Source organism: Nonomuraea salmonea (assembly GCF_042428605.1).
GTDB lineage: Bacteria > Actinomycetota > Actinomycetes > Streptosporangiales > Streptosporangiaceae > Nonomuraea > Nonomuraea salmonea.
Genome location: NZ_JBHMCF010000038.1, coordinates 187,692 through 206,125, shown reverse-complemented (window position 1 = coordinate 206,125; position 18,434 = coordinate 187,692). Strand labels below are relative to the sequence as shown.

General features: G+C 72.4%; 16 protein-coding genes. 8 read left to right on the top strand and 8 right to left on the bottom strand.

Features of this window, described 5'->3' with window-relative positions; genetic code table 11:
* Positions 1-124: 124 nt before the first annotated feature.
* From ACFFR3_RS33295 to ACFFR3_RS33285, 3 genes are all read right to left on the bottom strand, one after another.
* The gene (locus ACFFR3_RS33295; RefSeq protein WP_345392184.1) at positions 125-1,429 is read right to left on the bottom strand and encodes a serine/threonine-protein kinase; all 1,305 of its coding nucleotides are present in this window, start codon (positions 1,427-1,429) and stop codon (positions 125-127) included.
* Entirely contained in the window at positions 1,416-2,387 is a 972-nt protein-coding gene (locus ACFFR3_RS33290; RefSeq protein WP_364367479.1) for a LacI family DNA-binding transcriptional regulator, read from the bottom strand. Before ACFFR3_RS33290 ends, ACFFR3_RS33295 begins: the two co-directional genes overlap by 14 nt.
* 226 nt (positions 2,388-2,613) lie before the next feature.
* A complete protein-coding gene (locus tag ACFFR3_RS33285; RefSeq protein ID WP_345392181.1) occupies positions 2,614-4,755 on the bottom strand; it encodes a transglycosylase domain-containing protein in 2,142 nt (713 codons plus the stop codon).
* Positions 4,756-5,073: 318 nt separating this feature from the next.
* Here ACFFR3_RS33285 and ACFFR3_RS33280 point away from each other — a divergent pair, with 318 nt between their 5' ends.
* From ACFFR3_RS33280 to ACFFR3_RS33270, 3 genes are all read left to right on the top strand, one after another.
* On the top strand, positions 5,074-6,267 hold the full coding sequence (locus ACFFR3_RS33280) for a hypothetical protein (protein WP_364367476.1): 1,194 nt from the start codon (positions 5,074-5,076) through the stop codon (positions 6,265-6,267).
* Positions 6,264-7,265 carry a hypothetical protein gene (locus tag ACFFR3_RS33275; protein ID WP_345392175.1) on the top strand — a complete coding sequence of 334 codons (1,002 nt, stop codon included), beginning with the start codon at positions 6,264-6,266 and terminating at the stop codon, positions 7,263-7,265. The genes ACFFR3_RS33280 and ACFFR3_RS33275 overlap by 4 nt, the downstream gene beginning before the upstream one ends.
* 92 nt (positions 7,266-7,357) lie before the next feature.
* The gene (locus ACFFR3_RS33270; protein WP_379484433.1) at positions 7,358-7,774 is read left to right on the top strand and encodes an STAS domain-containing protein; all 417 of its coding nucleotides are present in this window, start codon (positions 7,358-7,360) and stop codon (positions 7,772-7,774) included.
* A gap of 5 nt (positions 7,775-7,779) precedes the next feature.
* Here ACFFR3_RS33270 and ACFFR3_RS33265 read toward each other — a convergent pair whose 3' ends face one another.
* From ACFFR3_RS33265 to ACFFR3_RS33255, 3 genes are all read right to left on the bottom strand, one after another.
* Complete coding sequence (locus ACFFR3_RS33265; protein ID WP_379484432.1) at positions 7,780-9,186, bottom strand: dihydrolipoyl dehydrogenase family protein; 1,407 nt, start codon at positions 9,184-9,186, stop codon at positions 7,780-7,782.
* A gap of 57 nt (positions 9,187-9,243) precedes the next feature.
* Positions 9,244-9,675, bottom strand: a complete 432-nt coding sequence (locus ACFFR3_RS33260; RefSeq protein ID WP_345392166.1) for an STAS domain-containing protein — start codon at positions 9,673-9,675, stop codon at positions 9,244-9,246.
* 82 nt (positions 9,676-9,757) lie between these two features.
* Positions 9,758-11,257 (bottom strand): IucA/IucC family protein, encoded by a 1,500-nt coding sequence (locus tag ACFFR3_RS33255; protein ID WP_379484431.1) that lies wholly within the window; start codon positions 11,255-11,257, stop codon positions 9,758-9,760.
* Positions 11,258-11,338: 81 nt separating this feature from the next.
* On the opposite strand from ACFFR3_RS33255, the gene ACFFR3_RS33250 reads away from it, so the two are divergent.
* Positions 11,339-12,856: an IucA/IucC family C-terminal-domain containing protein gene (locus tag ACFFR3_RS33250; RefSeq protein WP_345392160.1), complete on the top strand. Its 1,518-nt coding sequence runs from the start codon at positions 11,339-11,341 to the stop codon at positions 12,854-12,856.
* Positions 12,857-12,910: 54 nt separating this feature from the next.
* Entirely contained in the window at positions 12,911-13,729 is an 819-nt protein-coding gene (locus ACFFR3_RS33245; protein ID WP_379484430.1) for an alpha/beta fold hydrolase, read from the top strand.
* Positions 13,730-13,733: 4 nt separating this feature from the next.
* Here ACFFR3_RS33245 and rfaE2 read toward each other — a convergent pair whose 3' ends face one another.
* Positions 13,734-15,158 carry a D-glycero-beta-D-manno-heptose 1-phosphate adenylyltransferase gene (gene rfaE2, locus ACFFR3_RS33240; RefSeq protein WP_379484429.1) on the bottom strand — a complete coding sequence of 475 codons (1,425 nt, stop codon included), beginning with the start codon at positions 15,156-15,158 and terminating at the stop codon, positions 13,734-13,736.
* 83 nt (positions 15,159-15,241) lie between these two features.
* On the opposite strand from rfaE2, the gene ACFFR3_RS33235 reads away from it, so the two are divergent.
* Genes ACFFR3_RS33235 through ACFFR3_RS33225 form a run of 3 tightly spaced genes read left to right on the top strand, consistent with a single transcriptional unit; the run spans position 15,242 to position 17,501 of the window.
* Complete coding sequence (locus ACFFR3_RS33235; RefSeq protein ID WP_345392145.1) at positions 15,242-16,057, top strand: glycosyltransferase family 2 protein; 816 nt, start codon at positions 15,242-15,244, stop codon at positions 16,055-16,057.
* Positions 16,054-17,187: a glycosyltransferase family 9 protein gene (locus ACFFR3_RS33230; protein ID WP_379484428.1), complete on the top strand. Its 1,134-nt coding sequence runs from the start codon at positions 16,054-16,056 to the stop codon at positions 17,185-17,187. Before ACFFR3_RS33235 ends, ACFFR3_RS33230 begins: the two co-directional genes overlap by 4 nt.
* Positions 17,187-17,501 (top strand): hypothetical protein, encoded by a 315-nt coding sequence (locus ACFFR3_RS33225; RefSeq protein WP_364367447.1) that lies wholly within the window; start codon positions 17,187-17,189, stop codon positions 17,499-17,501. Before ACFFR3_RS33230 ends, ACFFR3_RS33225 begins: the two co-directional genes overlap by 1 nt.
* Here ACFFR3_RS33225 and ACFFR3_RS33220 read toward each other — a convergent pair.
* A complete protein-coding gene (locus ACFFR3_RS33220) occupies positions 17,498-18,349 on the bottom strand; it encodes an MBL fold metallo-hydrolase (RefSeq protein WP_345392133.1) in 852 nt (283 codons plus the stop codon). The genes ACFFR3_RS33225 and ACFFR3_RS33220 overlap by 4 nt on opposite strands.
* Positions 18,350-18,434 lie beyond the last annotated feature (85 nt).

Below are 18,434 nucleotides of genomic sequence, written 5' to 3'. Positions count from 1 at the left end.
GCACGCTTTGCGAGGGGCCCAGTCCGCGCGAACGAGGGGTACGGCTGGTGCTGCCGTACCCCTCATCAACTTTCCGCGTCTGATCTCTGTCTGATCTCTGTCTGATCTCTGTCTGATCTCTCGGTCAGTCGCGCCGCATCGCGGCTTCGATGTCGTCCAGCCTGGCCTGCAGCTCGCTCAGGCAGGCCGGGCGCAGGCGGCCTTCGCGCAGCCGGTCGGAGAGCTTCTGGCGCAGGTCCCGCGTCCTGGAGACCTCCTCCGACGGGCCGTGCGCCTGCGCCTGGCCGGTGGACACCAGTCCGGCGAGCACCTGCTTGAGGTCGAGCACCACGTCGTCGTCCGTCGCGCCGCACGGCGTCCTGGCCTCCAGCGTGGTGGTGAACTCGGCGGCGGCTTGCTCGACTGTGCGCGCGGAGGCCGGAGAGCGCTCGACCAGCCGGGCGGTCGGCGACGGCGGCGACGGCGGCACCACCGGCGCCACCGGCGCCACCGGCGCCACCCCAGGGTCGCGCATCGTCTCCTGCGGCGTCCCCGACTGCTGGAACCACAGCAGCGCCGACAGCGCGAGCACCGCGGACCCGGCCACCGTGAGCCCGCGCCGCACGTGACGGCCCAGCGTCGCGGTGCCGAGGGCGGAGGTCAGCGCGGAGACGATCTCCGCCGCCGCCGGCCGGTCCTCCGGCCGGTGCGCCAGACAGCGCTGACAGAGCGTGGCGACGGCGTTCGGCACGCCGGGCACGCGGGGCGGCGGCTCGGTCCTGCGCGCCGCCTCGATCTCCTCCCACGTCGTCTCCGGGTACGGCGTCCGCCCGGTCAGCATGAGGTGCAGCAGCACGCCGAAGGCGTAGACGTCCACCGCCGGATGGGTGGGGGCGCCCAGCAGCCGCTCAGGGGCGACGTAGGGCGGGGTGCCGCGGTCGTCCTCCGGATCGCCGGCCCAGGCCGCGATGCCGAAGTCGAGCAGCTTGGGGCCGCTCGTGGTGAGCAGCACGTTCTCGGCGGTGACGTCCCGGTGCACCAGGCCGCGGGCGTGCCCGGCCATCAGCACCCTCGCCAGTCGCAGCGCGATGGAGGCGGCCTCCTGCCAGGGCAGGGGGCCCTGCTCGATGCGTTCGGCCAGCGGCGTGCCGTCGAGCAGCGGCATCACCACGTACGCGGCGACGCCGCCGCTGGTGGTGACGGTCTCGCCGTAGTCGTAGATCTCGATCGAGTCGGGATGGATGAAGCGGGCGGCGGCCCTGGCCTCGCTGCGTACGCTGACCCGCTCTCCCGGGTCGGTGTGCAGCGAGGCCGTGAGCACCTTGACCGCGATCATCCGGTGCAGGGACTGGTCGAAGGCACGCCAGATGACCGACATGCCCCCGCGGGCCAGCGGGTCCAGCAACAGGTACCGCCGGGCCAGGACGTCCCCTGGATTAAGCCGACTCACGGACGACCAGTTCCGTGGGGAGTACGGGGTCGACGCCCGAGGCCCCTGTCAGGAGCAGCCGGGTGGCGACCGTGGCGAGCTCCTCGACGGGCTGGCGGATGGTGGTCAGGGCGGGGACGGTGTGCCGGGCGACCGGCGCGTCGTCGAACCCGATCACCGCGACGTCGGCGGGCACCTTGCGCCCTGCTCTGCGCAGGGCCTGGATGGCGCCCGCCGCCATTAAGTCGCTGGCCACGAACACGGCGTCGAGACCGGGCGCGTGGCGTAACAACCATTGCATGGCGTGGGTGCCGGAGGCGGCGGTGAAGTCCCCGTACGCGACGGGGACGTCGGGAGCCCCGGCCGCCTGGAGGGTCCTGACGAGACCTTCCAGCCGGTCGCGGGCGCCGGGTAAGGAGGGCGGGCCGCCGATGGCGGCGACGTTGCGGCGGCCGGAGAGGAGGAAGTGCTCGGCCGCCTGGCGGCCTCCGTCGAGGTTGTCGACGTCGGCGAACGGGAGTTTGAGGTCGTGGGGCGGGCGGCCGATGTTGCGGACCGGGACGCCCGAGGTGGATAACTTGATCGCCAGGGGATGGCGTTCTCTGGCGCCGATGATCAGCACCGCGCCGGATAACGCGGGCAGCGTGGACGAGGTCGGGGTGACGGTGGTCACCATGAGGTGGGTGCCGTGCTCGTTGATCACCGCGCCTGCGGCGGACAGGAGCCGGGCGTAGTAGGGTTCGGAGAATAGCCGGGGCAGGTGGTCACAGATCACCGCCGTGACTCCGTCGGCCATGGTCTTGGCGGCCGTTCCCCGGGGTGCGCGTTGTCGGACGTATCCCATTCGGGACACGGCGTCGTAGACTTGGCGGCGGGTCGAGGTACTGACCCGCACCGAGCCCGTGAGGACTCTTGATGCGGTCGCGGGGGAAACCCCTGCAGCGGCCGCCACCTGTGCCAGTGTGGGCTGCTCGGTCATGGAGCACCTCGCGGAAAGATCCTGGGAGCGCTCCCACGTTACCAATGTTTCGCCGCTGTTAATAGGGCCTTTGCTGAGAGTGCGTCCGCCTGTGCGGACGCACTCCGAATTTGCTCAGCTAGATGCGGTGGTAACCGTCAGAGGTTTCTGTGCAGGAACGAGATCACGGAGATATTTCCGTGCCCGATTTGTCGTATCCGACAATCAGGAAACCCTGCCATTGTGATCACCCGAAGTCCGCGATGTCCGCCTCGTCCAGGGGGCCGTCGCCGACGTCGTTCGTCGCGTCGTCCGGCTGCGTCTGACGCACCGGTGCGCAGCCCGAGCCGCAGCCGCCGAAGCGGGCCGTGTTGACCGGGTGGAACTCGGTGGCCGGCACGCCCTTGAGCGCGCCCAGCATGGTGTCCTTCCAGATCGGCCCGGGGATCGTGGCGCCGAAGACGTTGCCGTAGTACCTGCCGCCGATGGTGACGCCGTTCAGCTTGTGGTCCTGCGCGCCGCGCGGGTCGCCGATGCTGACCGCGCCGGCGAGGTCGGGGGTGAACCCGGCGAACCAGGCGGTGGCCTGGTTGTCCGTGGTGCCCGTCTTGCCGGCGGCGGGCCGCCCGATGCCGCCCACGCCGCGCATGGTGCCCTTGGTGAAGACGCCCGACAGGATGTTCGCCGCCGCGTCGGCGACCTCGGGGTCGAGCGCCTTCTTGCAGTCCGGCTTGTAGGTGGTGACCTTGCCGTTGCGGTCGGTGATCTTGGTGATCGCCATCGGCTCGCAGAACTTGCCGCGCGCGCCCAGCGTGGCGTACGCGTTGGCCACCGTCACCGGGTCCATCTCGTTGGTGCCCAGCGTGAACGTCTCGAACTCGAGCAGGTCCAGCCCGTCGGAGCGGTGGATGCCGAGCGACTTGGCGGTCTGGACCGTCTCACACAGGCCGACCTTCTGCTCCAGCATCACGAAGAAGGTGTTGACCGACTGCCACGTGCCGGTGGCCAGCGTCTTGAAGCCGCCGCCGCCCTCGTCGTTGGTGACGGTGTGGCTGGGGTCGCCGATGCTCTCGCCCTTGCAGTTCTTGAACGAGGAGTAGTACGGCGCGGTGTAGCCGCTGCCCACGGTGAACCCGTCGTTGATCTTCCAGCCCTTCTTCAGGGCCGTGACCAGCGTGAACGTCTTGAACGTGGAGCCCGCCTGGAAGCCGGTGCCGCCGCCGTGCTTCGCGTCGGCCACGACGTTGTACGACATCTCCTTCTTGCGCTTGTTGTTGCCGTACTTGCGGCTGGCAGCCATCGCCTTGATCTCGCCGGTGCCCGGCTGCACCAGGGCCTCGGCGGCGACCGGGTTGTCCTTGGCGTAGACGTACTTCTTGATCGCCTGCTCGGCGGCCCGCTGCATCTTCGGGTCGAGCGTGGTCTGGATGGTCAGGCCGCCCCGGTTGAGGAACTGCGAGCGCGCCTTGGCCGTCTTGCCGAACGCCTTGTTGCTCAGCACCTCGTTGCGCACGTACATGCAGAAGTACGGGTACTGGCTCGCGCTGCAGCCGCCGGGCAGCGAGGTGCCCTTGTAGCCGAGCGGCTTGGACTTGGCCTCCTCGGCCTCCTCGGGCGTGATCTTCTTCAGCTCGGCCATCCGGTCGAGCACCACGTTGCGCCGGTTGAGCAGCCGCTTGCGCTGGGCCTTGCCGAGGTTGGGGTCGGTCGCGTTGGGGTCCTGCACGGCGCCCGCCAGGGTCGCCGCCTGCACGAGGTTGAGCTGGGACGCCTTGACGCCGAAGAAGCGCTTGGCGGCGGCCTCGACGCCGTTGGCGTGGGCGCCGAAGTAGGCGATGTTGAGGTACTTCTCCAGGATCTCGTCCTTGGTGTACTTCTCCTCCACCGCCATCGCGTAGCGCAGCTCCTTGAGCTTGCGCGCGTAGCTGGCCTCCAGGGCGGCGTTGCGCTCCTTGTCGGTGGTGGCCGAGTTGAGCAGCACCTGCTTGACGTACTGCTGGGTGATGGAGGAGCCGCCCTGCGCGATGCCGCCCGAGGCGAAGTTCTTGGCCAGGGCGCGCATGGTGCCCTCGATGTCGATGGCGCCGTGCTCGTAGAAGCGGAAGTCCTCGATGGAGATGATGGCCGTCTTCATGATCGGCGCGACCTGGTCGAGCGTGACCGACTCCCGGTACTGCTCGTAGAACTGCGCGATCGGGTTGCCCTTGGCGTCGACGACGGTGGTCTTCTCCGCGAGCGGGGGCTCTTTGAGCTCTTCGGGTTTGATCCCGAGGTCCTCCGATGCCGAGACGAATATCGCTCCGGTGCCGCCGACCGCGGGCAACGCGACCGCGGCGGCCAGCACGCCGGCCGCGGCAGCGGCCGCCGTCAGGCGCGCGACACTCGACAAACGGGAACCCATGGTGGTAATCCCCTCCCCCTCGTGGCAATAGGGTGCATCCTAAACCCGGGCATGACATGCTCCGCGTAAAACCTTGGACGTTCCTTGACCCCGAAAAGTTGATCCACATCGGCGTTTTTTGCCGGGATCCTGGGTATAACCGACGTTTGCCCAGCTTGAGGCCGCTGCGGTTCCAGTGATCTTCTGTGGCGGCTGTGATTCCGTCCAGCCCCGGGCAAAGAAGCGTGTCGGCCGCCGTGTCCCCGTACGCCGATCTGGCAACGTCTACCAGGCCATTTCTTCCCGCGCCTTTGGTGGAGGGGCTTCATGCGTCACGTCGGGGAAGGCGAGCACGTCGATCGGCTGCTCGCCGCCGCCAGGACCTGCTGGGGGGAGCGCCCCGGCGGAGACGGGTACGTCGCCGTGGAGGCGTACGACGAGGACCTGCGGGCCGTGGCCAGGACACTGCTGGTGGGACGGGCGCTCTGCGGCCTGCTGGGGACGCGGCTCGTCGCGCGCACCCGGCCGTCGTGGGCCCGGCTCGCGGTGGCCTTCGGCGCCGCCGACACGCCGCCCGACCAGCCGCCCGCGGCCGTGGTCACCACGGTGGCCGACCGGTCGGTGCCGAGGGAGATCCCCGTCCTGCACGTGCACGGCACGGGCTCGCTCCAGGCGTACGCGCTCTTCCCCGACCAGGGGTCATGCTCGATCGACGAGGAGCTGCCCGCCAGGGTAGGCGCGTTCTTCGAGCGGCACGTCTGGCCCCGCCGCGAGGCGATCAGGCCGGGCGCCGAGCGGGTGACCAGGCGGGCGCGGCGCGGCTACCAGGTCCGTACGGAGACCGAGCGCCGCCAGCTCCGCCACTACGGCTGCGCCAGGCTCGGCCTCGACCCCGACCGCCCCACGATCGCCGTGCACGCCCACGCGCCCGGCCGCGACGACCGCATGTTCGCCGCGATCACCCAGTACGCCGCCTCCGACGAGTCCGCGAACTGGCTCTTCCACGACCCCGTCACCTGGCACGCCCGCACCCGGCGGGTGGACGGCAAGCTCTCGGCGAACCTGCTGTGGAGCATGACCGACGCCGCCGTCACGTTCGGCGACAGCGACCTGCCCGCGTTCGGCATCCCCGTCGTCCAGGCCGGCTGGTCGGCGGGCCGCGCGTGCGGCGCCGTGCACGCTCCGGCCACGCCGTCGGAGCTGCGCGCGCTGCTGGGCGAGGCCATCGCCAGGCACGCCAAGGGCGAGAGCATCCTCGGGCCGGAGCAGCGCGAGCGCGCCCGCCTCTGGCTGTGGCTGCGCCGCTGCGGCGCCGACGTGCCGAGCCAGCTCCTGCCCCACTGGGAGCAGGGCGACGACTACGCGCGGGTGCTCGCCGTCAACCTGCGGCACGTCGAGCCGGACGGCGACCCGCTGTTCAGCGCCGTCGCCCGGCTGTGGGAGCGGCGCGACCCCGTGCTCACCCGCTTCGACTTCCACGATCAGGACATCACGTGCACCCCCTGGAGGAACACCCGATGAGCAGCTCAGGATCAGTCACCGACGTGGACCCGGTGATCCTTCCCGCCATCCCGCCCGTGCATCTGAGCAGCGGCAAGGTGGCCCCGCTGCAGGTCACCGACCGGCTGCGCAGGGGCAGCCAGATCGTGGGCAGGTTCGAGACGTCGGGGCTGGCCGGGTTCAAGGTCTCGGCGCAGGGGCGGTCGCTGCGGGTGCAGGTGTCGCTGTCGGCCGACGAGCGGTCGGTGAGCGGCTGGCACGAGGGGCGGGTCGAGCCGCTGGGCCCCGTGCCGCGCTTCCTCCAGGTCAGGTCCCAGGGCCGGCTGCGGCAGTGCGTGCTGCTGCGCGGCCGCAGGGCGCACGCCAGGGTGGCCTTCGACCTGACGCCGGAGGAGATCCCCGACGACGGGCTCATCTGCGTCGAGGTCCTCGACATCACCGAGGGCGACGGCATCAGCGAGGAGGTCCGCGAGGCCGTCTCCGGGCGGATCGCGTCCGACGGGGTGGCCGGGGTGCGGCTGGACAAGGTCGTCTTCGAGGAGCCGCCGCCCGTGGACTTCGACCCCGACACGCTCGACGGGTCGCGCTGCGAGCTCTACTCGCTGATCAGCGCGGGCGGGCTGGCGAACGTCAACCGGCAGGGCGCGCGGGTGCTGCGCTCGGGCATGTTCGTGGTCAATCCCGTGCTCAAGGATCGGTTCGGCTCCAGCGGGGACATCACGCTGCGGCTCGGTACGCGGGCCGAGGCCGTGAGCATGATCCCCGCGACGTGGAAGCGGGTCAACAGCGAGCTGCGCTGGCTGCGCCACGCCACCAGGAAGCTGCTGCAGTCGGCCGCGCCGCCGGTCGAGCGGGTGCTCAGCGTCAGGGACGGCTCCCTGGGCGAGCCCGCGCAGAGCGTGCAGGGGAACGTGACCGAGCTGGTGGTGCCGAGCCCGTCCACCGCGCCGCTGCTCGTCATGCTGGGGCCGTGCCCCGACTGCGTGCCGACACTGGAGTCCGGTACGCAGTCGGTCTGACCCGCCCCAGGTCGCATGCCGGATCCGCCCAGTTTTAGCGGCTTATATCGCGATCACCTGTGAAAATGCCGCTCAGCGGGCAGTGTTCCTCTGTGGGAACGAGCGGATTGCGGATCGAGACGACCCGACACCTGCACTGCACGGTGGTCCGTGCCGACGGAGTGCTCGACCACGCCGGCCGCGTGCGCTTCAGCTCCTGCATCGACCTCGTCTGGAACTGGTCGGTCGGCCCTGTCCTCGTGTTCGACCTGGCCGACCTGGACTTCTACGACGCCTCGATCATCGGGGTGCTCGGCATGGCGCTGCAGCGGATGGAGGAGGAGGGCGGCAGCGGCCGGATCATCCTCGTCCGGCCGTCGGCGCACCTGCTGACCGTGCTGCGGCAGACCGACCTGCTGTCACACGTGGAGCTGCGCGACAGCGTCGCCGAGACGGTCACCGAGCTGACCCTGCACCCCTCGGAGCCCGAGCAACAACACCCCGGCGCCGCCCGCCGCGCCACGGGCTGACCGCCTCAGAGCCCGTACGTCTCCAGCAGCCGCAGCCAGATCTCGCTCACCGTCGGGAAGGACGGGACCGCGTGCCAGAGGCGGTCGAGCGGCACCTCGGCCGTCACCGCGATCGTGGCCGCGTGGAGCAGCTCCGCCGCGCCCGGCCCGGCGAAGGTGACGCCCAGCAGGACCTTCCTGTCCTCGTCCACGACGGCCTTGGCCTTGCCGCGGTAGCCGTCGCCCAGCAGGTAGGCCCCCGTGACGGCGCCCATGTCGTACTCGACCGCCCGCACCCGGAAGCCCTCGTTGCGGGCCTCCTCCTCCGTGCGGCCGACCGCGCAGACCTGCGGGTCGGTGAAGACGACCTGGGGCGAGCCGTAGGAGTCGGCCAGGTCGCGCATGGCGGGCAGCTCGTCGCCGCGCGCCCTGGCGGCGATCACGTCACCGCAGATCCGCGCCTGGTACTTGCCCATGTGCGTGAGCAGCGCCCGCCCGTTGACGTCGCCCACGGCGTAGAGCCAGCCGCCGGCCACGCCGGTGGCCCGCATGCTGTCGTCGACCTCGACGGGGGCGTCGTCGGGCAGGCCGATCGTGTCGAGCCCGAGCCCCCGGGTGGCGACGTCGCGGCCGGTGGCCACCAGCACCTCGTCGGCCTCCAGCGGCGGGCCGTCGCCGAGGTGCACGGTGACCTTGCCGCCCGGCTCGGGCCGCTCGACCCGCTCCATCTGCGTGTGGAAGCGCACGTCGATGCCGGCCTCGGCGAACGACTCCGCGACCAGCTCGCCGGCGAACGGCTCCATGCGGCCGAGCAGGCGGCCCCCGCGTACCACGACGGTCGTCTGACGGGCGCCCAGCCCGTGCATGGCCTGCGCCATCTCGCAGGCGACCACGCCGCCGCCCAGCACGACCAGCCGCTCGGGGACCGAGGACGCCGCCGTCACCTCGTGACTCGTCCACGGGTTCGCCTCGGCGAGGCCGGGCACGGGCGGCACGGCGGCGGTGCTGCCGGTGGCGAGCACGACGGCCTGGCGGGCGGTCAGCACGCGCTCGTCGCCGTCCTCGGTGGTGACCCGCACCCGCTTGGGGCCGTCGAGCCGGCCGCGCCCGCGGAAGAACTCGATCGGCACGCTCTCGATCCAGCGCACCTGCCCGCCGTCGTCGTAGGCGGAGACCGCCTCGTCGCGCCTGGCCAGCACCCTGGCGACGTCGATCTCGCCCAGCGTGAGCCCCGGCACCCTGGCGACCTCGGCGGCCAGGTCGACCGGCCGGAGCAGGGCCTTGCTGGGGACGCACGCCCAATAGGAGCATTCGCCGCCGGCCAGCCGTTCCTCGACGATCGCGGCGGTCAGCCCGCCGCGCACCGCGCGGTCCGCCGCGTTCTCGCCGGCGGGTCCAGCGCCGATCACGATCACATCGAACTCGTCAGCCACCGCTGCCTCCCCAAGCACTCGCTCGGCCTTTGAGGAGATGTTTTCATGTCGCGGCCGTCAGCGGGCGTGGCGGGGGGTGGGCTGGATGCCGCGGAGGCTGGGAAGGTGGCGGCGGGCGGGCGTGGGGAGGCGGTAGGCGTCCACGTGGGCGGCGGCCAGCGCCTCTGCCATCGTGGCGTGCACCGGGACGGCGGCCTGCTCGCCCATCAGCGCGATGAGGCGGCGCAGCGGCGGGCGAGCCTCGGCGACGGCCAGGTGCCCGCCCTTGGCCCGCAGCGCGCGGTGGGTGAGCGTGAGCCGTTCGAGGCCGTTGGGGTCGCAGAACCACAGGTCGGCCGCCGCGACCAGGACGTGCATGAGCGGTGATCGGGGGATGGGGTCGAGGATCGAGGACAGCACGGGCCTGGTCGTGTGGTCGAGCTCGCCGGTCAGGGCGACCACCAAAGTAAGGCCGTCCACGGGGACGAGCCGGACGGAAAGCTGCGTCATCGCGAGCCCTCTCTCAGGTCCGGGGCGCGTCAGCGCTCCCCATCCTCCTCCTGCCGCGCGCGATCGGATAGGTCCTACGGACTCAAGGCACGTCCAGAAGGGGGTTCGGCAGGCTCGTCCAGTGATCGCCGGTGCCTCTCACCCGCGTGAGCAGGTGAGCTTTGGCCGGGAGCCGTTCGGCGAACAGGGCGGCCCGGTCGGCGGCCGGCAGCACGCCGGCGGCGTCGCGGGCGGCGGTGGCCACGACGTGCCACAGCTCGCCCTCCACGGCCCTGTCGCCCCGGCCGACGGCGGAGATCAGGCTGCCGAACGTGGTCGCGGCCAGCGAGCCGAGCAGCTTGGCGTGCAGGACGGCCGGGTCGTCGGTGAGCAGCCGTGCGCTGACCGGCGGGATCTCGATGCCGTGGCGGGCGAGCCTTTCCGGGCTGATCCGCACGTCGGCCAGGTCGCGGTAGACCAACCGGTACGGCCGCCCGTCCCCGTCCAGGACCACCAGCAGGTTCTGGCCGTGCGCCTCCAGCGCGATCCCGTGGGCCAGCATCCCCAGCGCGCCCTCCCAGAGCAGCCGCGCCAGCGCCCCCAGCCAGGTGGCCGTCGCCCGGGTGGGGAGGGCGGCGAGGGGCAGGACAGGGCCCGGTTCCGGGGTGGGGTCGCGGAGCATGACCGACACGTCCGCGCTGGGCCGCCCGTCCACCGATCCGGCGGCTCCGGCCAGGTAGCGGGCGATGCGCGGCCCGCCGCACTGCTCGGCCACCGTGGTGAGCAGGTCGGACAGGGGGACGCAGTCGCGTACGGAGCCGGGGGAGATGTCCCTGACCCCCGAGGTCATGCGGGTGGTGAAGGCCGTCTTGAGATGGGGGCCGCCGTCGAGCGGGGCCAGCGTCCTTACGGACATGAGAGGCCGCGCGGGCAGCGCTCCCGTCGCCTGGGGACGGAACCCCAGCCCGGCGAGGACATGGCGGCTCTGCCACGGATGCACGGGCAGCAGCAGCCGGTCGCCGTCCACGAAGGGCCATGGCCCGGTGACGAGGCAGTAGCGGGCGGGCAGGGCCAGCAGGTCGAGGTGGACGGTGGGGCGGTGCTCCGGCATGTACGCCAGCTGCTCGGCCACCGACACCCCCGGCCTGTTGCGGCACCCCGGATGGTAGGGATGCCCGTCGATCACGCTCTGCTCGTGCTCCTCGGCCGTCTTCGGGGCCTCCTTCGACGCGCCGGCGCGGGAGAGCGCGAGGGAGGCGACGCTGTTGTCCAGGTCCTCGACCAGGGCGGCGGTGCCCGGCAGGGCGAGCGCTTCGAGCAGCGCGGCCGGGTGGGTGCGGGGCCTTCCGTCCAGCAGCAGCTCGGGCTCGTCCCGGACGTCGTACGGCCGCCGCTCCGGCCCTATGAGCCGGCGTCCGTCGGCGAGCACCACGCACCCGGGTCCGGCCGCTCTCAGGCCGGGCAGCGGCTCGTACAGCAGCCCCCGCCACAGCCGCCCCATGACGGCGGCCCGCGCGCCCGGCAGCTCGGCGGCGTAGCGGCCGGACAGCCCGGGCTGTACGCGGGCCAGCTCCCCGGCGAACGCGGCCTCCACCGCCCTCATGATCTCCACCTTCCGCGTCCTCATTCCCGCTGGCTACCCTGTGGGCACCAATGGGGACAAAAGGGTAGGAGTACGGTCGCCATGGCAGCCACCGACGACGTACTCCCGCCCACCGGCCCTCCACCGGACCCGGCCGACGAAGCCGCCGCACTCGCAACGACGGCCCTGCTCAACTGCCTGATCAGAGAGGTGGCCCAGCCCGCACGGCCCGCGCGGGTCCATCGGTTGCCCGCCACCGGGCGGCTGTTGCGCGTGGCGGGTGGTCGGCGGCCGGGTACGCCGCTGTTGCGCGTCGCCGGCGGGTGGCGGCCCCTGACCCTGGACGAGCTGGTCGAGCTGACCGCCGCCGAGCTGCGGGCGGGCACCGGGGTGGGCAACGACGTGGTGCCGGCCGAGATCCTGCACAGCCGCGACGTCGCCGCCGCCCTGCTCGCCGCCAGGCGGGACGCGCCATTGCCCGCCGACCTCTACCTGCGCTCCGAGCAGGCGCTGATGGCGGGGCACCCCTACCATCCCGCCCCGAAGGCCAGGGGCGGGATGGGGCCGGAGGCGTGGCTGCCGTACTCACCGGAGGTGCGGGCCAGCTTTCCGCTGACCTTGCTGGACGTGCCGGACGGTGAGCTGATCGAAAGCGGGGACGTGAGCGCGCTCGGCGGGCCGCTGCCCGCTCACCCCTGGCAGGTGGAGCTGCTCGGCGGGCTGCCGGACCTGCGGAGGCTGGGACACACGCAGGGCAGGGCGGTGGCGACGGCCTCCATCCGTACCGTCTACCTGCCGGACGCGGACCTGTTCCTCAAGTTCAGCCTGGACGTGCGGATCACCAACGACGTACGCCGCCTGTGGCTGCACGACCTGCGCCACCTCCCCGTGGTGGCGGCCCTGCTGGAGACGGTCTTCGACGACCTGCCGGGCCCGTCGCTGCTCCGGGACCGGGGTTACCGCAGTGCCGAGCTGGACGGCGACGGCGGCGAGGCGCTGGCGGTGATCGTCAGGGACGGGCTGGGCGAGCACGTACGCCCGGGGCTGACGCCGCTGCTGGCGGCCGGGATCGCGGAGGGCTTCCCCGGCAACCCCCTGGACGCCCTGGACGAGGACGCGGCCCTGGTGTGGTGGCAGCGCTACCTGGAGCACGTGGTGCCGCCGGTGCTGCACGCGTACCTGCGGCATGGGGTGGTGCTCGAATGCCACCTGCAGAACGTGCTGGTCGCGGTGGACGCGGCCGGGCTGCCCGCGCAGGCGCTGTTCCGCGACTACGAGGGCGTCAAGCTGGTCGCCGAGCGGCACGCGGCGGGGCCGCTGCTGGGCGCCGTACGGGCGTGGGAGCGGCTGGTCTACTGCCTGGTCACCAACAACCTGTGCGAGATCGCGGGCGCGCTGACCGAGCGGCATCCGGGGCTGCGGGCGGAGCTGTGGGCGCGGGCCAGGGCGGTCTTCGCGGCGGCGGGCAAGGAGTACGGCGATCCGCGTGAGCTGCGGGAGCTGCTGGCCGCCGCGTCCGTGCCGGCCAAGGCCAACCTGCTGCTGCGCTGGCTGGACGCCGACGGCGCGGCCATGCGCTGGGTGCCCGTCCCCAATCCGTTGAGACTCTTTACGGCATAAGCTATTGTCGGCCCCATCAACTCTTTACGGCGTAATGAATCAGGGGAGGGCGCCATGGCCGAGGCGACGACGCACGACGGCGAGACGATCCAGGTGGAGGTGCACGGGTCGGGTCCCACCGTGCTGCTGCCGGTCGATCCACAGCCTGTGGAGGGCGAGCGGGCCGAGGAGATGCGCAAGTGGGGCATGGACCCCGCGCTCGGCCGCACCTTCATCGAGGGGCTGTCGGACGCCTTCCAGGTGGTGGTCTTCGACTACCAGGGGCACGTGATGAACCACCCCAAACCCGGCACCCTCACCCCCGACAACGTCGCCCGCGACCTCCTGGCCGTGGCCGACGCCGCGGGGGCCGAGCGGTTCGCCTACTACGGGTACTCGTGGCTGGCGCTCAGCGGGCTCCAGCTCGCCCTCCGCACCGACCGCCTCTCCGCGCTGGTCATGGGCGGGTTCCCGCCGTACGCGGGGCCGTACGCGGAGATGCTCAAGGTGACGATGGCGACGTACGAGATGGCCGTCGACCCGCCCGCGCCCTCGGAGAGCGACGACCCCTGGTCGTCGACCGACGGGCTGCCGAGCGAGGAGCAGGCCAGGCAGTTCGTCACCCTCTACGAGGGACTGCAGGGCTTCGACGACACGAAGGCCGGGCTCACCTGCCCGCGCCTGTGCTTCGCGGGCTCGGAGGACGAGATCCGCTACGAGGAGAAGTGGGGCGGCGTGACCGTGGACCTGCGCGGCCCGCTCGTCCGGCACCGCGCCGAGCTGGCGGAGCGGGGCTGGGACGTCGAGGTGCTCGACGGGCTCGATCACATGAGCGCGATGCAGCCGGTCAACGTGCTGCCGGTCCTCCGCCCGTGGCTGGCCAAGGCGCTGTAGTGAGTCAGGGCAGCAGGCGCAGGCGGCCGATGATGGCCGTGGTGGAGCGGTCGGGCAGGTAGCCGAGCACCCGCACCTCGCCGCCCAGCGCCCGCACCAGCGGCGCCTCGGGCAGCATCTCGGCGGTGTAGTCGCCGCCCTTCACGTACAGCTCGGGGCGGATCATCCGCAGCAGCCGCTCAGGGGTGTCCTCGTCGAACTCGGTCACGTAGTCCACGAAAGTGAGCGCGGCCAGCACCGACATGCGGTCCTCGCACGGGTTGACCGGGCGGCCGGGGCCCTTGAGCCTGGCCACGCCGGCGTCGCCGTTCACCGCCACCACCAGCACGTCGCCGAGCCGGCTCGCCTGCTCCAGGTACGTCACGTGCCCCCGGTGCAGCACGTCGAAGCAGCCGTTCGTGAACACCACCCGCTCGCCCCTGCGCCGGTGCTCGTCCAGGAGCCTGGCCAGCTGCTCGGCGGCCTGCACGGTGCCCTCCTGGCCCTCCTGGCGGCGCAGGGCGCGCTGGAGCTCGTACCGGGTGCAGACGGCGGTGCCCTGACGGCGGACGACCACCCCGGCCGCCGCCTGCCCGGCCCGCGCCGCCTCCTCGGGGGCCGCGCCGCCGGCCAGCCAGAGCGCGAACGCGGCGGTGTACGTGTCGCCCGCGCCCGTCGCCATGTGCTGCGGCGCTGGCTGGGCGTAGGTCCGGTACGGCGGCTGCCCCAGGCGGTGCAGCAGCGTGCCCTCGCCGTCGAGGGTGGTGACGACCATGCGCGCGCCGGTCAGCTCCAGGAGCTGATCGGACCTGGCCATCAGGTACGCGGGCCGGTCGCCCGTCTCGTCCTCGTCGTCGAGCAGGCGGACGACCTCGGCGAAGTTCGGCAGCACCACGTACGGGCCGCACTCGCGCCACGGGGCGACCGCGTGCGCGTCCACGACCAGCAGCGGCAGTCCCGCCAGGGCCTTGCGGACCGCCGGCGTGCAGACCCCGCCCCCGTAGTCGCAGGCCACGACCACGTCGGCCCCGGCCAGGGCGTCGGTCAGCCGGCTGAGCAGCTCGCGCTCGGCGTCCTCGGGGAGTTCGCCGTGGTCCTCCTCGTCGTAGCGGGCGGTGAGCTGGCCGCTGGTGATCAGCCGCCGCTTGTGCGCCGTACGCCGGCCGGGCACGGTCACGAGGTCGACGCCGACGCCGAGCAGGCGCAGCGACTCGACGAGCGTCGCGCCGCACTCGTCGTCGCCCACCACGCCGACGAGCCGGACGCGGGCGCCGAGCGCCACCAGGTTGGCGGCGGTGTTGGCGGCGCCGCCGGGAGCGTCCTCGGTGGCCTCCAGGCTCATCACGGGCACCGGCGCCTCCTGGGCGAGACGCTTGGCAGAGCCACGGAGCCACGAGTCGAGCATGACGTCGCCGACGACCACGGCGCTGGGGATCTTGTCTGTGCCCATGAGGGGGAGGTACCAGTAAAAGCCCTGCTCAAACCCGGCATATCGGAAGTTAGGCGCGATAGGGGGCGGGTAGCCAGGCGGCTATGCACGGCCCTGGAGACCTCGATGTGCTCGTACCGACCAAGGACCGCCCGGCTTCGCTGGCGGTGACGCTGGCCGGGCTCGCGGCGCAGGACGCGCGCGGGTTCCGGGTCGTGATCTCCGACCAGTCGTCCGTGCCGGTGACCGGGGACCCGCTGGTGGCGAGCGCCGTACGGATCCTTGAGCATCGCGGCCATCCCGTCTCGCTGCTGCGCCACGTGCCCGCGCGGGGGCTCGCCGAGCAGCGGCAGTTCCTGCTGGAGCAGGCGGAGCGGCGGTGGTGCCTCTACCTGGACGACGACGTGTGGCTTGAGCCCTGTGCGGTCTCCGTGCTGGTGTCCGCCCTCGGGGAGCTGGGGTGCGGGTTCGTCGGGTACGGGCTGCACGGGCTGTCCCACCGGCACGACCGGCGGCCCCACGAGCTTTCGCCGTACGAGGAGTGGGCCCGGCAGGTGTGGCCCGAGCGGGTGCGCAGGGACAGCCCCGCCTGGCGGCGGCACACCCTGCACAACGCGGCCAACCCGCTGCACCTGGCCGAGAAGGTGGGGATCAGTGCGGCGTGGCGGGCGTACAAGGTGGCCTGGATCGGCGGGTGCGTGCTCTACGACCGGGCCCTGCTGGAGGGGTGCGGCGGGTTCGAGTTCTGGCGGTCGGTGCCGGCCGCGCACGCCGGCGAGGACGTCGTGGCGCAGCTGCGCGTCATGGAACGGCACGGCGGCGCCGGCCTGCTGCCCAGCCGCGCCTACCACCTGGAGCTGCCGACCACCGTCATGGACCGCGCCGCCGAGTGCTACGACTACGTGATGGAGCCGTCATGATCGCCTCTGAACCCGCGGTGAGCGCCGGGCTGGGGACCGTGGCCGGCTCGGAGGCGGGCGGCGGGCTGGTGGCGGATGTGCGGCGGATCGCGGTGTTGCGGGCCAACGCGCTCGGCGACTACCTCATGGCCGTGCCGGCGCTCGACGCGCTCAAGCGGGCCTATCCCGAGGCGCAGCTCACCCTGCTCGCCACGCCGTGGCATGCCGCGTTCCTCACCGGGCGTCCCGGGCCGGTGGACGACGTGGTGGCGCTGCCGCCCATCACGGGAGTGTCCACGTACGAGAGCGGGCGCAGCGCCCCCGACGTGCTCTACGACGAGCTGCGGGAGCGGCGCTTCGACCTGGCGGTGCAGATCCACGGCGGCGGGCGCTACTCCAACCCGTTCGTGCGCCGGCTGGGCGCCCGGGTGACCGCAGGGCTGCGCGCGCCGGGGGCGGAGAGCCTGGACCGGTGGCTGCCGTACACCCACTACCACCACGACACCCTGCGCTTCCTCCAGGTCGCGGCGCTGGTCGGCGGGGTGGGCAGCGGGGTGAGCGGCGGACTCGAGCCGCGCGTCGAGGTCACCGGCGGCGACCGGGACGAGCTGGCCCGCGTGCTCGGCAGGACGCCGCAGGGGCTGGTCGCCGTGCATCCCGGCGCCACAGACCCGCGCAGGCGCTGGCCGGTCGAGCGCTTCGCCGAGGCCGCCGACCGTACCGGAAGACCGGTGGTCGTGACCGGCACCCGCGCGGAGGAGGACCTGGTCACGGGCGTCGTCGCGGCCATGCGGCGGCCCGCGATCCCCGTCGTCGGCACCCTCGGGCTGGGCGGCCTCGCCGCGCTCTTCGAGCGCTGCGACCTGCTCATCGCGAACGACACCGGCCCGCGCCACCTGGCCGCGGCGGTCGGCACCCCCACGGTCGCCGTCTACTGGTGCGGCAACCTCATCAACGCGGGCCCGCTCAGCCGGGCCGCGCACCGGCCGCTGATCTCGTGGACCACCGCCTGCCCGGCCTGCGGCGCGGACGGCGTGGACCCGGCGGCCGAGCGCTGCCCGCACGTGGAGTCCTGGGTGCGCGACGTCACGGTGGACATGGTGGCGGAGCAGGCGGACGACCTGCTCCACGGAACTCCGGGGGAGAGCTGATGACGGAACACGCGGTGCTCGACGAGCTGCGCCAGGCGATCGACGAGGCGTTCCAGGGGCGCGAGCGGGTGGCGATGAGAGACGTGTACGCGCAGGCGTCCCGGCACGTCAGCCTGCCCGCCGACCTGCTCGGGCATCTCAACGAGCTGCCCGAGGGCGCCTACGACAGGCAGGAGCTGACCGAGGCCATCAACGCGGTCATCACCCGCAGGGGCGAGCAGGACACGCTCGGCCTGCTGGAGGTGCCGGGGGATGACGCGTCGCTCGACTACCTCAATCCCACGCCGACCCGCCCCGAGGGCGAAGGTCGCTAGGCGGGCGGGAGCAGGGCGGGGGACGCGTCCAGCAGCTGGAACCCGTCGTCCCGCCGCCGGACCCGTCCGGCGGTGGGGTGCGTGAAGTGGGTGCCCAGCAGCAGGTCGTCGGTGCCGGCCAGCTCGGTCAGCAGGCGGCGGCGGGTGGTCCGTGCCTCGGCGGGATCGACGTCGCCGACGGTCGCCATCTCGGGGTACGCCAGTTGCACGGGATGATGCAGGCTGTCGCCGCTGATCAGCGCGTTGCGGCCGGTGCCCGTCAGCTTCACCGACAGGTGGCCTGGCGTGTGGCCGCGGGTCGGCACCAGGCGGACGCCGTCGGCCACGTCCAGACCTGCGGCGGGGACGTCGAGCAGGTCGTACAGGCCGTGGTCGCGGACGGGCCGCAGGGAGTCGCGGTGCACCTGGGCGACGTCCTCGTCGGTTTCCGCGACGGCGGTCCAGTGGTCCCATTCCCTGCGGTCGGTGAGGTAGCGGGCGTTCGGGAAGGTCGGCGTCCAGCGGCCGTCGGCCAGGTACGTGTTCCAGCCGACGTGGTCGACGTGCATGTGCGTGGTGATCACCACATCTATGGTGTCCGGGGCGAAGCCCGCGGCGGTCAGCCGGTGCAGCAGCGGGGTCCGCAGGTTGTCGGCGTCGGGGATCTGCCGGGGCTTGTCGTTGCCGATGCCGGTGTCGACCAGGATGCGCTTGCCGTTCGCCTCGATGGCGAAGAGGTGGACGTGCATCGCGACGGCGGTGAAGCCGGGGTGGAGCAAGGGGTGGTGCAGGTGCTCCGGGGTGGCGTCCGGCAGCAGCCATTGACTGGTCTCCGGTGACATGTCGATCTCGTCGACTCGGCGCACCACGATGCCTCCGAGGTCCCAGCCGAGGAAGGCAGGGGATACATGGCTTGCTACCACTTTGAATCCGTTCGTCGGGTTTCCGGTGAGT